Below are 14,408 nucleotides of genomic sequence, written 5' to 3'. Positions count from 1 at the left end.
GCGTTTGAAATTGGAAAGTAAAAAGAAAATTGCCATTATAGGAGCTGGACCTGGTGGGTTGGCGGCCGGTATGCTATTAAGTCAACTAGGTTATCAAGTAAACATCTATGAAAAAAATGATCGAATTGGTGGAAGAACGGCGTTACACAGAATGGGTAAATACTCATTTGATGTCGGACCTTCTGCACTCACCATGACGCATGTTTTGACTTCTCTTTTTATGGATTGTAATCGTAATATTTTGGATTATGTTTCGCTTTTACCAATCAATCCAATTCATACGCTTTATTTTAAAGATATCACCTTCCCGCTTTATAGCGATCAATCTGAAACAAAAGCGGTTATCCAAACTTACTTTCCTGGCGAAGAAGCTGGTTTTGAACGCTTTATGAAAGAAAACACGAAAAAAATGCTATATATTTCGCCGCTCAATCAATTTAATTATAGTTCTTTATTTGATTTTTTCCGCCCTACAACTTTGCGTGCTATACCTAGTTTGACACTTGGACGATCGTTGATGGATGATTTAGCAAGATATTTTAATAGTAAGTACCTTCGCATCGCTTTTTCCTTACAGATGCGGTATTTAGGCATGTCACCATGGGATATTCCAGTTGCTTATAGTATTATTCCTTTTTCCGAATATTATTATGGAACCTTTCATCCAATTGGTGGGCAAAATAAAATTGTCGAAGCGATGCAACAAGTAGTTACAGAAAATAAAGGGAAGTTTTTCTTCAATTCCGAAGTGACAGCATTTGAATCGAATGGTAAAGAAATAACTGGCGCTGTTCTTGCCAATGGAAAAACAATTGAAGCAGATTATTATTTCACCAATTTAGATTTCATTTATTCTTTAACAAATGAGCATCCAGATAAATTGGACAATAAAGAATACTCCTCTTCTGCCTTTATCCTTTATCTTGGTTTAAAAACAGTGTTACCTTTTTCGCATCAATCAATTATTTTCCCTGAAAATTATCGAGAATTTGCGCATAATACAATGCATAAAAAAATCCTCTCTAAGGATATCGCTATACATTTGACTAATCCTTCTGCAACTGATAATACAATGGCGCCAATTAATCATTCTAGTATTCGAATTATGGTTCCTGTGCCTAACAATACGAGTAATATTGATTGGAAAAAAGAAACACCTGCTTTTCGTCAATTAGTGCTAGAAACTATCAAAGAACGGTTAGATTTACCAGATTTAGAATCGCAAATTGAAGAAGAATATATCATTACACCGATAGACTGGGAAAAGAAATATCATGTTAAACACGGCGCGATCTTTGGTTTACAGCATTTATGGCGCCAGCACGGTTACTTACATCCCTCCAAAAAATCGCCTACATTCAAAAACTTATTTGTAATTGGTGCAGGCGCGATGTCGGGTAGCTCGCTTCCATTTATTATTGAAAATGCGCAAATCGCAACCCAGAAATTTTTACAAAAAGAAAAGAAATCCGAGTAATCATTCGGATTTCTTTTTAGGCTGCGCTTCTTTTTCCAAACTGAAAAAATAACAAGCAGTGAAAATAATATTAGAAACGATAATAATCGCAATAGATGTCCATAAATCAAGGTAAAAGGACAAAAATACGAAAAAGGCAATAATAATCCAATAAACGATGACAATTTCTGATTTTAAATCTGGATATTTAAGACGCTCCCAACTATCCGTTAAACTCAAAATAAAGTAAATCATTAAATGTAAAATAAGTCCTAAAAGCCACCAATTAATAAAGTCAGATAACTGCAAAATCGTGAAGCCGTTTTGCGTAATGTAAAGTTGTTTTGATTGCATTGTAATTGGTTCGATTAAAACCTCAAAAATCATTACCATCGTTGCTGCGATAAACGAATAAATACCTCCACGAATCCAGTCAATATTAATTTTCAATGTAATTTCCCGAGCGATAATATGCGTCCCGGCAACCATTCCGACCCAAATAAAGCCCATTGTAATAGGAATTCCGTAAACACTTCCACCTAACGTTGAACCAATATATTCATCTGTATAACTTAGTTGCATCCATTCAATACATGTACTTACAACAAAAATAAGTAGCGTAATAGCAGAACCAAGCCATTTACCATATTGCATAATAAAGAAAACAGCCGCAAAAACACCAGTAAATACTAAAAATAGTGATTGAACTGCAGTTAGCTCTGGTGGAATAATGTGTAAGGATACTAACAAAACGCTACCTAAAAACCAGAATATATAAATCCAAAGTAAAAATTTGTAGTTTTTTTCTAACATCTATGAACCACTCCTATTTTTTCATTATATAGGATTTATTAAATTCCACAACTTTTATCTTATCTTTTGTTTAATTGTTGCCAAACGATTTCATTTGTTTTAAAGTAGTATGAGAAGTATTTGTTAAGAAGAGGTGTAAAGTATTTTGAAAAGCATCAAGATCGATTATAAACTTGTACTGGGCCTTGTTTTATGCGCCCTACTCGTTATACTAACATATCAGTTCCCACGTGTTTTTTGGTATTTATATGGAGCTGGGATGTTATTTTTACTTAGTTTTGTGATTTTTAATGATGATTTAAAAAAAGAGTTTTCGTTCGTTAAAGGCATTTTGCCAGGTATTTTTTCCGGAATTGTCCTTTATATTATTTTTTACATAGGCGCTTTTATTATTAAAGTAATGCCAGGCGGTCTAGAAAATTCTGTAGAAGCTGCTTTTAATAAGTATTCGACGCATTCTTTGATAATTTGGCTACTGCTTATCGTGGCCATTATCCCTGGAGAAGAAATTTTCTGGCGCGGCTTCGTATTAAAACGATTAAACCATTATTTCAATCCTTGGTTTTCGAATGTTTTTGCAGCGTTACTATGTATGGTAATGATGTTCCCAAGTGGCAACTTTGCAGCGATTATCGGTATCTTTGTCGCTTCGCTCGTATGGAATATCATGTACTCCTATCGCCCAAGCCTACTCATGCTATATTTATCGCATCTAACCTTTGCGTTTTTGTTACTCGCAGCCTTACCAATTTATTAAAAATAGCACAAAAACGCTCCTTTTTAGGGGTGTTTTTTTTATAAAAAAAATAAGCAAAATACTTGAAAGTCAAAATAGGTCAGTATATAATAAAGTCATAAGGTCAAAGATAGTCAAAGTCAAGACCTTTCATTTCTCATTTTTAAAAGGAGGAAATTATATATGAACTGTGAAAAATGTAATCAAAATCCAGCAACAATCCAACTATATATGAATATTAATGGCAAGCGTGTAGAAATGCCGCTTTGTGCCTCTTGTTATGCAGAAGTTAGAAATCAAGCAAACTTTGGGGCGAATGAGTTCCCAGGAGCAAGCGGTTCCCCGTTTGACGATATTTTCCGTCAATTGAGTGGTGCTGCTAGTCAAGCAAACCGTGAACAAAGAAGCCAAGCACAAGTACAAACACAAACTGCTGGTGGCGGCAATGGTTTACTAGATGAATTTGGAACAAACTTAACAGATATGGCGAAAAATGAGCAACTCGACCCTGTCATCGGTCGTGACAAAGAAATTAAACGCGTCATTGAAATATTAAACCGCCGTAATAAAAATAATCCAGTCTTAATTGGTGAACCAGGTGTTGGTAAAACAGCTGTCGTCGAAGGACTTGCAAATGCGATTGTCGCAGGAGAAGTTCCAAGCAAATTAATGAACAAAGAAGTTATCTTATTAGATGTCGCTTCACTTGTTTCTGGAACAGGGATACGCGGTCAATTTGAAGAACGCATGAAACAACTGATTAAAGAACTACAAGAACGTAAAAACACGATTCTCTTTATTGATGAAGTGCATACGATTGTTGGGGCAGGTTCCGCAGAAGGCTCGATGGATGCAGGAAACATTCTAAAACCAGCTCTAGCTCGTGGCGATTTACAAATGATTGGTGCTACTACACTAAAAGAATACCGCACAATCGAAAAAGATGCCGCACTTGAGCGCCGTTTCCAACCAGTAACTGTAAGCGAACCATCCACAAAAGAAACGCTAACTATTTTAAATGGTTTAAAACCAAAATATGAAGATTTCCATGAAGTAGTTTATTCACCAGAAGCACTAACAGCAGCAGTTGAATTAAGCGCTCGTTATATCCAAGATCGTCATTTGCCAGATAAAGCAATTGATTTAATGGATGAAGTTGGCTCGAAATATAATCTATCCATTGAAAAACTGGACGAAAATACGGTGAGCGAACGTGTTGCCCGTTTAGAAGATGAAAAAAATCAAGCTCTTCAAATGGAAGACTACGAAAAGGCAGCCAAAGTTCGTGATGAAATTACTCGCTTAGAAGAAAATAAAACAAATAACTCCTTCTCAGAGCGTCCAGTCATCCAAGCATCCGACATCCAAGCAATTATTGAAGAAAAAACAGGTATTCCAGTAGGACGCTTACAAGAAGACGAGCAATCTAAAATGAAGAACTTAGAAAGTAACTTAACTGGAAAAGTCATTGGTCAAGAAGATGCTGTAAGAAAAGTAGCTAAAGCAATTCGTCGTAGCCGTGTTGGCCTCAAATCAAAAAATCGCCCAATTGGTTCCTTCCTATTTGTTGGACCAACTGGTGTCGGAAAAACAGAACTTGGACGCACGCTAGCTCGTGAATTGTTTGGTACTAGTGAAGCGATGATTCGTTTAGACATGAGTGAATTCATGGAAAAACACAGCGTCTCTAAATTAATCGGTTCCCCTCCTGGCTATGTTGGTCACGAAGAAGCTGGACAATTAACAGAAAAAGTTCGTCGCAATCCGTATAGCATCATTTTGTTAGACGAAATCGAAAAAGCACATCCAGACGTTCAACATATGTTCCTGCAAATTTTAGAAGACGGTCGACTAACTGATTCACAAGGACGTACAGTGAGCTTTAAAGATACAGTCATCATTATGACAAGTAACGCTGGCGCAACTGACACAGAAGCTTCTGTCGGCTTTAATACAACAACCGAAGCAAAACTTGAAAAAGGTTCTGACATCTTAGCAAAATTAGGCGCATACTTCAAACCAGAATTCTTAAACCGTCTAGACAGCGTCATTGAATTTAAATCCCTAGAAAAAGACGATTTAGTACAAATCATCGACTTAATGCTCGTTGATTTAAATGAAATGCTCGCTCAAGAAGATGTGACAATCGATGTTTCTAAAGAAGTAAAAGAACATTTGATTGACCTTGGTTATGACCCTAAATTCGGAGCACGTCCACTACGCCGGACTATCCAAGAACACCTAGAAGATGCGATTGCCGACAGTCTAATTGAACAACCAGAAGCAAAACATCTTGTTGCAACCCTTAACGAAAATAAAGAAATTACTATAACAGAACAAGTAACAGTGTAATAAAAAAGGCTTGAGTTAACTTAAACTCAAGCCTTTTTCTAATGCAAGTAAATATTGTTTCTTATCTACATCCGCCCCGTTATAGCCCCCAAGTTCTCCATTACTTTTCACGCATCTGTGACATGGGATAATAATCGGAATTGGGTTAGCGCGATTCGCTTGTCCTACTGCTTGCACAGCTTTAGGGCTACCTGCTGAAATCGCAATGTCTTTATAACTCACAACAACCCCATACGGAATTTCACTCAATGCTTGCCAAACCTTTTGTTGAAAATCGGTTCCTTTAAGGAGCACCGGCAAATCAAAATGCTCTCTCTTGCCTTCAAAATAGTCATCTAGTTGGATAGTTAATGCTTGAAAAAGTTCTTTTTCTATTATAGTTCCTTCTAGAAGTTCCCAATTTTTTGGCTCATCATACGAAATATTCCTAATCCACTTTTCATCAATAGTTATAAATAAATCACCCACTGGCGATGTTTTTTGTTGTTTTAGCATTCTGTCGCTCCTCTCCATTAAGTTATTATTCTAAAGATAGCACGTCCCTCTTCCATTCGCAACTAGCTGTCATGCCCTGTTAATATTTGATACTTTTTGTTACTTAACTGTTGGATAAGCGTTACAGAATTCAGGGTAAAATAAACAATAGTTTGTCAACATAGAATAGAAAGGACTGTTTTTTATGGAACAAACCGCCTTAAAGCGGGAAAGTTATTTCGACAATGCCAAGTTTATTCTAATTTTTCTAGTTGTTTTCGGACATTTTCTCCAAACATTTATCGCGGATTATGCGGGTGTCCGTGTGCTTTATATTTATATCTACACGTTTCACATGCCTGCTTTCGTGCTAATATCCGGATTTTTCGCTAAAAGTTTTGGTAAGCCCGGTTATTTAAAAAAGACGATGAAAAAGCTCATTTTACCTTATGTGTTTTTTCAGCTAATATATAGTATTTTTTATTATTTTCTTTTAAGTAAAGACAATCTTTCTATCCAATTCCTTGATCCTGAATGGTCACTTTGGTTTTTACTAAGTTTGTTTTTCTGGAATATAATGTTATTTATTTTTGCAAAAATAAAGCCTTGGAAGTCGATTTGCATTGCTCTCTTCGTTGGATTGGTTGCTGGCTATTTTGATATTATTGGGGGGTATTTGAGTTTATCTCGGACACTTGTTTTTTTCCCGTTTTTCTTAGTTGGCTATTTTTTAAAGAAAGAACATTTTTATTACCTTAAAACGCATTTTGTCATGATTCTCGGGGGCATTTTCATTGTTTTACTTCTATCATTTATTACATTTCACCCTAACTTAAATGATAAATGGTTTTTAGGTTCTAAGCCTTATGCAAACTTTGTGGAAGTAAAGTCGTTAGGTCTATTCATTCGCGCACTTGTCTACTTGATTAGTTTTGGTTCGATTGCGGCTTTTTTCAGTTTTATTCCTAGAAAGAGGTTATTTTTCACTAAATGGGGTAAAAATACGTTATATGTTTATTTGTTGCATGGCTTCTTTATTAAGTTTTTTCGTGAAGGTAGTCAAACTGACTTTCAATATAGCCCATCAACATTTTTACTTCTATTCGTCGTTACTTTTGTTTTAACGGTATTATTATCAAGTCGATTGGTAAAAATATTCGTTCAACCGGTAATCGAACTTAGGGTATCTATGCTGCGAGATGTGTTTAGCCGCTTAACAAAACGGGAAAGTTATTAAACGTATAGATAGAAAAAGGAGGTTGTATTATGGGTTCAAGAAAACCAGAAATTATTATCGGATTAATTGGCTCTATCATTGGGATTCTAGTTGGCTTTTGGATTATTAATTATGGAGATTCAGTCACAGATTATATACAAACATTTACTTATTTACCTGGTGAATTAGGTAACGAGTTAGCAAATCTAGGGTGGATTACATTAATCGCATCTGTAGTTGCATTAATTGCTTCCCTTCTAATCAAATCAGCTCCACGTGGTTGGGGTGTTATCTTAGTAATTATCGGTATCGTGCTCTTCTTCGTTATCGGAACTGCTTGGATTATCTCCGGAATCTTAATCACTTTAACTGGTTTAATGGGTATTTTCAGACGCCCCGTTCCAAAATCAAAATATTAAAAATCACCTCTTGGTCACTTTGATCAAGAGGTTTTTTCATGGACAAAAAAGCCATTCTGCAATCAGAATGGCTTTTATATTAACCTGTAATAATTTTCTCTTTTGGTAAACGAATCGCATTTTTAGGTTGATTTTTATTTCTTAAACTCAGCATTGAGTACATAATACCAACGCGCCCAATAAACATTAATGCAATAATAATAATTTTACCCGGCGTAGATAAATCTGGTGTCAAACCTACAGAAAGCCCTGTAGTACCAAACGCCGAAAAGACTTCAAAAATGACGGCAATTAACGAGGCGGTCTCTGTTTGCATTAAAACGACTATGGCCGATATACTCAAAAACCCTGCTACTAACGTGACCGCGAGTGACTTCCGCACGTCTTCTTGATGCAATTCCCGACCAAAAATGTACACATGCTTTCGACCGCGAATAACCGAATAAATGAATAAAATCGTAATTGCAAAAGTTGTCGTTCGAATCCCACCACCAACAGAACTTGGCGATGCTCCAATAAACATTAAGAAGGAAACGAGCAACAACGTAGAGATTGACAACGCCCCACTATCAATCGTTTGTAAGCCTGCGCTTCGTGAAGTTGCAGATAAGAACATCGAATTAAAGAACCCGAAATCCCAACTTTTCCCACTAAAGAAATGATGATATTCAAACAGCCAAATAAGTAAACCACCCACAATTAAAAGCACAAAATAAGTTAGCGTCGTTACTTTCACGAAAAGGGAAAAGCGAAACGGAATTAACGTATTTTTTTCAAATAAAAATCTACGTGTTTCAAGCAATACAGGAAAACCTATCGCACCTGCAATAATCAACAAAATCGAAATAAATTGAACGAAATAATCATAGGCAAAGGGCATTAGCGATTTACCGGTGATATCAACCCCCGCATTGGTTACGAGTGAAACAGAATTATATAATCCTTGGAACATCGCGTCCCAAAAATTCGGATACAGCGGAATAAAGTAAATCCCTAAAATCAAGGCTCCAATTAACTCAATACCGAAAATAAGCACTAGAATCTCACGAAGCATCCGGACCATCCCGCTCATTGTAAATTGGTTAGTATCCGTCATAATTAATTGACGTTGTTTTAAGCCAATCCGTCTTTTTAAAATCAAATAGAAAAACGTACTAATCATCATAACACCAAGTCCACCAATTTGGAAAATCGCCATTAAGACCCAAATTCCAGCAGTACTATAAGTCTGGCTAACGTCTACTGTTGCAAGCCCGGTAACACTAACCGAACTCGCTGCTGTAAATAGAGTATCAATAAACGACACCTTGACCCCTTTTTGTAGAGTGAACGGTAAGCTTAAGACGATGGTAGAAATCGTAACCGCAATAAAATAATACGCGATAATTACTTGAACGGGCGTCATACGTGCTAACACCAGTTTTAATCTTCTGCGCAATTTTACTTCCTGATCATATTCAAACTCTTTTGGTTTTCTTCTCTTTTTTTCTCGCAATGATATAACCACCCAAACCTATTATTATCATAACCGACCAGAATGTCAGCTTCCAAACCGCTGAATCCGGAAAATCTTCTGGAATAATTGCTACAGAAGGATGTGCTAGCGTTAGAACCGCCATTTTCACACCAACCCAACCAACAATTAAAAACGCTGCTGTTTCAAGTGTAGGGTAACGCTCTAATAATTTAACCACTTGTGTGGCTGCAAAACGAATTACGACAAGTCCTGCGATACCACCAAGGAACATCACGATAAATTGCCCACCGTTCATTCCCCCAATATCAAAATTCCCTAAATCTGGCAAAGTAACTACTAATGCTGCTGCAGCTAACATGGAATCCAGTGCAAAAGCAATATCTGTCAATTCCACACGAGCTACTACACCCCAAAAGGAAGTTGATTTGGCTTCTGATGCTTCTTTGACTTCTTCTTGTTTACCTTTTTTAAGGCGCCACATGTGCTTAATTGCTAAGTACAATAAATAAACCGCGCCGATAGCTTGTATTTCCCAAATTTTTACTAAAAATGAAATTAAAAATAGTGCAATAAAACGAAAAACAAAGGCACCTACTAACCCATAAAACAAGGCTTTTCGTTGTTTATCGTGCGGTAAACCTTTAACAATTACTGCCATAACTACGGCATTATCTGCGGAAAGAATTCCTTCAAGTACTACTAAAACAAGGAAAACTAACGCATATTCGCCCCAAATAGAAACATCCATTCCTCATTCACCATCCTTCTACTCTATCATAAAATTGTGTTTTCAGCATCTGGTTGTACGTAAAACCAGAAGTACAAATATGCACTTCTGGTCTATTAAAAATTATTTAGTTGTTTCTGCTTTTTTCTTACTACGATAGGAAACGAACCATCCCCATATAATAATAAGAATCATCACACCCCAGAAAATTAATTTCCACAGTGTTGACTCAGGGAAGCTGTGTGGAATTACCCCAAGACTTGGATGAGCTAGTGTATAAATAACAAGCTTCACGCCTACCCAACCAACAATTAAAAATGCGGCTGTTTCGAGGCTTGGATAACTTTTTAGTAATTTAACAAATTGTGTTGCTGCAAAACGAATAATAATGAGGCCGACAAGTCCACCTAAGAACATAATCGCAAATTGCCCGGTATCAATTCCTCCAATGTGTCCCCATCCTGTTTCTGGAAGAGTAATGGCAAGTGCTACTGCCGCAAGCATGGAATCAATCGCAAACGCAATATCGGCAATCTCTACTTTTAGAACTGTCATCCAAAAACCAGAGCCAGCTTTTTCCTTCTTCTCTTTTTCTCCGTCTTTTCCTTTTGCATGTTTCCAAATGTGACTAATAGCGATATATAGTAAATATGCGGCACCAAGCGCTTGAACTTGCCAAACATTTGCCAAAAAGGAAATTAAGAATAATGCGCCAAAACGGAAAACAAAGGCACCCATCAATCCGTAAAATAACGCTTTTTTCTGTTGTTTATCTGGGAGATGTTTGACCATCACAGCCATAACCACTGCATTATCTGCTGCTAAAATCCCCTCAAGACCGATTAGGACAAGTAACACCCAACCGTACTCTAAAATCATTGCTGTATCCACTAATTCTTTTCCTCCTTTGTTCTATTAAAATGTCAAAGATCTCCTATTTTGAAGAAACAAAAAAGCGAGACCTGCCCGTAAAGGCAAAGGTCTCGCTAACATTTAAAATTAAATGTGATAAAACCGATGATATCTCTATCATGTAATGACGACTTTATCCTGATTAAAAAGCTAATCAGCGCTACTCCCCTCTGACATTTGTCAAAGAACGATATATGATTACCTAGAGAATAATACCATAATATAGAACTTCTCGTCAACTAATTTTTCTCACAAACTTTTTAAACGGCTAAGTCTTTCGTTTTTGCGCTACTAGCTATTTTGACATTGTGGATTGTGAATAGTGTCACACCAATGATACATGTCAGAATTTCAGTCGCTGTTAAGGACCAAATCACACCCATAAGTCCGAAATAATGTTGTCCTAAAATGATGACTGGGATAAAAATGATGCCTTGTGAAACAGACATAATCGTAGCCGGAATCGCTTTCCCAATCGCTTGAAAAGTACTCGTAAACAGCCCCGTAAATCCACTGAAAAGAGAAGATATCAACATCGCAACCATAATATGCACACCAAGCGTTATCACACTTTGACTGTCACTAAATAGATGCATCACTTGGAAACGGAAGAGGAATACCAGACTCGAAAGTAAGAGCACAATAAGCCCGATACTAATTGCAGTAGCCCGTATTGCTTTTTCAAACCGCGCAATATTACCCGAACCGTAATTATAAGCTAACAGCGGAATTATCCCCATGTAAAGTCCCATACAAATAAATTCAGGGAGCTGCACCACCCGAAGCGCCACGCCAAAACCTGCAACTACTCCTTCCCCGTAAATCATCGAATAATGATTTAAAACGAGTGTTGTCACAATGAGGAATAATGATAAAAGCAACTCTGAAACACCAATTTTAAACACATTTTGAACGATTTCTTTTGTTGCTTTAAACCATTTAAAACGAATCGATAAATACTCACTTTTCTTCTCTAAATACCAAGCATAGTAAATCAGCGAAAATAAACTTGCTAATCCTACCGAAACTGCGGCCCCCACCACATTAAAATCAAAATACAAAATAAGCAATGGATCAAATACTAAATTAACAACTGTAGCAATTATCATTCCGTTCATAGAAACCCGCGAAGCTCCCTCAGACCGAACCACCTGTTCTAAAGCAAAATTCGCAATAATAAACGGGCTACAAATTAAAAGCGCCAACGTATAATTTTTCGTGTGTAAAAAGCTCGTTGCATCTGCCCCAAGAAAATGAGTAACTGGATTAATCAAAAAGCCAAGTATGATGGCGCAGATAATTCCTAATACTAAACTTCCATATAAAACAAAGGCGGATACTTGTTTTGCCTTTATTCCCTCTTCTTTCCCAAGCAAGCGCGAAATATACGTTCCACCACCTACTCCAAACATATTACCAATCGCCATCAAAACGGTGAACATCGGTAATCCAAGTGTCACCGCGGTTAACATCGACGTATCATGCAACAAGCCTATAAAGAACGCATTGATAATGTTATATATGACCCCTACAGACATTCCAAGCATCATCGGAATAGATAAATGTGCTATCGCTTTAGGAATGCTCGCTTTTGTTAAATAATAATTATCTGAGTGTTTCATTTTGGTTCCCCCTCAAAATTAGTTAGAACTCTAACTATATAGTTAAATTTTTTTATTCCGTATTGTCATCAATTTTACTAAGTAGATCAATAAAGATTTTATACTCGTCAGCGGAAAGGATTTTTTTCGCTTTATCATCTTCACGCGGGAAGGATTCATTAAATTCATCCACTATTCGTTTACCTTCTTCTGTTAAAGTGACCACTTTTTCTCTGCCATCTCGAATGCTTGGTTTACGAGAAATTAATTCTTTTTTCTCGAGTCCTTGAATGAGGCTAGTAATACTTGCGCCACGCGTTTGGAAGATTCGCTGAAGATCTTTTTGGATAATTTCATTTGCCGCATTATCATTTAAAAACCCTAGAACTCTAGCTTGTTGAGTTGTCAGCCCAAATTGAGCTACTTTTGCGTCCATTTTCCGTTTGGATTTAATCATAATCGAACGAATTAACGTATCCATCGTTTTCTCTCTTCTCACGAGTATTCCTCCTTATTAATTAGAATTCTAACTAATTATAGCGCGTTTCAAAAAATTGTCAAGCAAAAAAACAACCTATTTGCGAAAGTACAAATAGGTTGCAGCTATTATAGTAATGAAGTTAATTCGATATCTGGATTTTTATCATTAAACCAATTAATTGCGAATTCATTTTCAAATAAGAATAACGGTTGGTCGAAGCGGTCTTTTACGAGCATACTTCGAGCGGTGGATAGTTTTTCATCCGCATCTTCTTCTTTGACCCAACGAGCGATTTTTTTGCCGATTGGTTCCATCCGAATTTCTGAATTATATTCGCCACGCATTCTGTGTTCGAATACTTCAAATTGCAACTGACCAACAGCCCCAATAATGTATTCTTCCGTGCGCCACGTTTTAAATAATTGAATCGCACCTTCTTGAACAAGTTGCTCGACGCCTTTATGGAAATGCTTTTGTTTCATAACATTTTTCGCATAAACACGCATAAATAATTCTGGGGTAAACTGCGGAAGTTTTTCAAATTCAAGTTTTTTACTTCCATTAGTAATCGTATCGCCAATTTGGTAATTTCCCGTGTCGTACAAACCGATAATATCACCAGCTACCGCACGATTAACAGTTTCCCGGTCATCCGCCATAAACTGCGTTGAGTTAGCAAGCTTCATACTTTTGCCCGTTCGCGTTAACGTAACATTCATGCCGCGTTCAAATTCGCCTGAACAAATTCGAATAAAGGCAATCCGGTCCCGGTGAGCAGGATTCATATTCGCTTGGATTTTGAAAATAAAGCCAGAAAACTTCGGATTATCAGCTTCAATCACGCCCTCATTCGATTCATGACTTGAAGGAGATGGCGCAAAATCAACAAATGTACGTAAGAAAGTTTCTACACCAAAATTAGTTAAGGCACTTCCAAAGAATACTGGTGTTTGTTCACCGGCAATAATACGTTCCCGGCTAAAATCATTTCCAGCCTCATCAAGTAACATAATTTCTTCCAATGCTTGATCATAATAAAGTGATTTTTGAATAGCATGTGCTTCTTTCAAATCACCATCTTCACCAAGTGGCAAGAAACGCTCATCTTCCTCTGAACGATATTGTTCAATCACACGATGATAGCGGTCATAAAGCCCAGCAAGCTCTTTCCCCATACCAATTGGCCAGTTCATTGGATACGATTCAATGCCAAGAACTTCTTCTAATTCAGCAAGTAATTCAAGCGGCATTTTCCCTTGACGGTCCATTTTATTAATAAAAGTAAAAATTGGAATCCCGCGCATCCGACAAACTTTGAACAGTTTTAGCGTTTGGGCTTCAATCCCTTTCGCAGCATCGATAACCATAACTGCACTATCCACTGCCATCAATGTCCGGTACGTATCCTCACTGAAATCCGAGTGACCCGGTGTATCCAAAATATTAATTCTTGAACCATTATAATCAAACTGCATCACAGAACTCGTTACCGAGATACCACGTTGTTTTTCAATTTCCATCCAGTCACTTGTCGCAAACTTGCCAGATTTCTTTCCCTTTACAGTCCCAGCTGAACGGATAACGCCACCGAATAATAATAATTGTTCCGTAATCGTCGTTTTCCCAGCATCCGGGTGAGAAATAATCGCAAACGTTTTGCGTGAAGCAACTTCTTTTTGCAAATCTTGACTCATTGTTATTTTCCTCCTAGATTCATTCACATTCCATTAGTATAGCATAACTA

Annotated in this window: 13 protein-coding genes and 1 riboswitch; of the genes, 5 read left to right on the top strand and 8 right to left on the bottom strand. The window is 37.0% G+C overall.

The features are described 5' to 3' along the window. Positions 1 to 4 precede the first annotated feature (4 nt). Entirely contained in the window at positions 5 to 1,477 is a 1,473-nt protein-coding gene (locus LMOATCC19117_RS05190) for a phytoene desaturase family protein (protein ID WP_077907082.1), read from the top strand. Here the strand turns inward: LMOATCC19117_RS05190 and LMOATCC19117_RS05185 are convergent, their stop codons facing one another. Next, complete coding sequence (locus LMOATCC19117_RS05185; protein WP_003727046.1) at positions 1,478 to 2,269, bottom strand: carotenoid biosynthesis protein; 792 nt, start codon at positions 2,267 to 2,269, stop codon at positions 1,478 to 1,480. Between the two features lie 145 nt (positions 2,270 to 2,414). Between LMOATCC19117_RS05185 and LMOATCC19117_RS05180 the strand changes: the two genes are divergently transcribed. Beyond that, entirely contained in the window at positions 2,415 to 3,026 is a 612-nt protein-coding gene (locus LMOATCC19117_RS05180) for a CPBP family intramembrane glutamic endopeptidase (RefSeq protein ID WP_003727047.1), read from the top strand. 162 nt (positions 3,027 to 3,188) lie between these two features. Beyond that, the gene (locus tag LMOATCC19117_RS05175; RefSeq protein WP_003741936.1) at positions 3,189 to 5,357 is read left to right on the top strand and encodes an ATP-dependent Clp protease ATP-binding subunit; all 2,169 of its coding nucleotides are present in this window, start codon (positions 3,189 to 3,191) and stop codon (positions 5,355 to 5,357) included. A 15-nt stretch (positions 5,358 to 5,372) separates the two neighbouring features. On the opposite strand, the gene LMOATCC19117_RS05170 is transcribed toward LMOATCC19117_RS05175, so the two are convergent. Continuing rightward, complete coding sequence (locus LMOATCC19117_RS05170; RefSeq protein ID WP_003727049.1) at positions 5,373 to 5,852, bottom strand: methylated-DNA--[protein]-cysteine S-methyltransferase; 480 nt, start codon at positions 5,850 to 5,852, stop codon at positions 5,373 to 5,375. 184 nt (positions 5,853 to 6,036) lie between these two features. Here LMOATCC19117_RS05170 and LMOATCC19117_RS05165 point away from each other — a divergent pair, with 184 nt between their 5' ends. Both LMOATCC19117_RS05165 and LMOATCC19117_RS05160 read left to right on the top strand, forming a co-directional pair. Next, positions 6,037 to 7,068, top strand: a complete 1,032-nt coding sequence (locus LMOATCC19117_RS05165) for an acyltransferase family protein (RefSeq protein ID WP_003726451.1) — start codon at positions 6,037 to 6,039, stop codon at positions 7,066 to 7,068. A 29-nt stretch (positions 7,069 to 7,097) separates the two neighbouring features. Next, positions 7,098 to 7,466 carry a DUF4064 domain-containing protein gene (locus LMOATCC19117_RS05160; RefSeq protein ID WP_003722859.1) on the top strand — a complete coding sequence of 123 codons (369 nt, stop codon included), beginning with the start codon at positions 7,098 to 7,100 and terminating at the stop codon, positions 7,464 to 7,466. Positions 7,467 to 7,545: 79 nt separating this feature from the next. Here the strand turns inward: LMOATCC19117_RS05160 and LMOATCC19117_RS05155 are convergent, their stop codons facing one another. From LMOATCC19117_RS05155 to LMOATCC19117_RS05130, 6 genes are all read right to left on the bottom strand, one after another. Further along, positions 7,546 to 8,871: a TrkH family potassium uptake protein gene (locus tag LMOATCC19117_RS05155; protein ID WP_072219600.1), complete on the bottom strand. Its 1,326-nt coding sequence runs from the start codon at positions 8,869 to 8,871 to the stop codon at positions 7,546 to 7,548. A gap of 52 nt (positions 8,872 to 8,923) precedes the next feature. Next, entirely contained in the window at positions 8,924 to 9,691 is a 768-nt protein-coding gene (locus tag LMOATCC19117_RS05150) for a TerC family protein (RefSeq protein ID WP_003726449.1), read from the bottom strand. A gap of 102 nt (positions 9,692 to 9,793) precedes the next feature. Further along, positions 9,794 to 10,561, bottom strand: a complete 768-nt coding sequence (locus tag LMOATCC19117_RS05145; protein ID WP_003727052.1) for a TerC family protein — start codon at positions 10,559 to 10,561, stop codon at positions 9,794 to 9,796. A gap of 98 nt (positions 10,562 to 10,659) precedes the next feature. Beyond that, positions 10,660 to 10,763, bottom strand: a riboswitch (yybP-ykoY riboswitch). Between the two features lie 79 nt (positions 10,764 to 10,842). Further along, entirely contained in the window at positions 10,843 to 12,204 is a 1,362-nt protein-coding gene (locus LMOATCC19117_RS05140; RefSeq protein ID WP_003727053.1) for an MATE family efflux transporter, read from the bottom strand. Positions 12,205 to 12,256: 52 nt separating this feature from the next. Continuing rightward, positions 12,257 to 12,682: a MarR family winged helix-turn-helix transcriptional regulator gene (locus LMOATCC19117_RS05135; RefSeq protein WP_003740532.1), complete on the bottom strand. Its 426-nt coding sequence runs from the start codon at positions 12,680 to 12,682 to the stop codon at positions 12,257 to 12,259. A gap of 107 nt (positions 12,683 to 12,789) precedes the next feature. Beyond that, positions 12,790 to 14,358, bottom strand: a complete 1,569-nt coding sequence (locus tag LMOATCC19117_RS05130) for a peptide chain release factor 3 (protein WP_003727054.1) — start codon at positions 14,356 to 14,358, stop codon at positions 12,790 to 12,792. Positions 14,359 to 14,408: the final 50 nt, after the last annotated feature.

Source organism: Listeria monocytogenes ATCC 19117 (assembly GCF_000307025.1).
Classification (GTDB): domain Bacteria; phylum Bacillota; class Bacilli; order Lactobacillales; family Listeriaceae; genus Listeria; species Listeria monocytogenes_B.
The sequence above is the reverse complement of the archived record's forward strand: the minus strand, read 5'-3'. Positions and strand labels throughout refer to the sequence as shown.

Coding starts and splice junctions, on each gene's coding strand:
- LMOATCC19117_RS05165 (WP_003726451.1), top strand. CDS start 6,037: ATGGAACAAACCGCCTTAAAGCGGGAAAGTTATTTCGACAATGCCAAG.
- LMOATCC19117_RS05185 (WP_003727046.1), bottom strand. CDS start 2,269: ATGTTAGAAAAAAACTACAAATTTTTACTTTGGATTTATATATTCTGG.
- LMOATCC19117_RS05170 (WP_003727049.1), bottom strand. CDS start 5,852: ATGCTAAAACAACAAAAAACATCGCCAGTGGGTGATTTATTTATAACT.
- LMOATCC19117_RS05150 (WP_003726449.1), bottom strand. CDS start 9,691: ATGGATGTTTCTATTTGGGGCGAATATGCGTTAGTTTTCCTTGTTTTA.
- LMOATCC19117_RS05160 (WP_003722859.1), top strand. CDS start 7,098: ATGGGTTCAAGAAAACCAGAAATTATTATCGGATTAATTGGCTCTATC.
- LMOATCC19117_RS05155 (WP_072219600.1), bottom strand. CDS start 8,871: ATGACGCCCGTTCAAGTAATTATCGCGTATTATTTTATTGCGGTTACG.
- LMOATCC19117_RS05175 (WP_003741936.1), top strand. CDS start 3,189: ATGAACTGTGAAAAATGTAATCAAAATCCAGCAACAATCCAACTATAT.
- LMOATCC19117_RS05130 (WP_003727054.1), bottom strand. CDS start 14,358: ATGAGTCAAGATTTGCAAAAAGAAGTTGCTTCACGCAAAACGTTTGCG.
- LMOATCC19117_RS05140 (WP_003727053.1), bottom strand. CDS start 12,204: ATGAAACACTCAGATAATTATTATTTAACAAAAGCGAGCATTCCTAAA.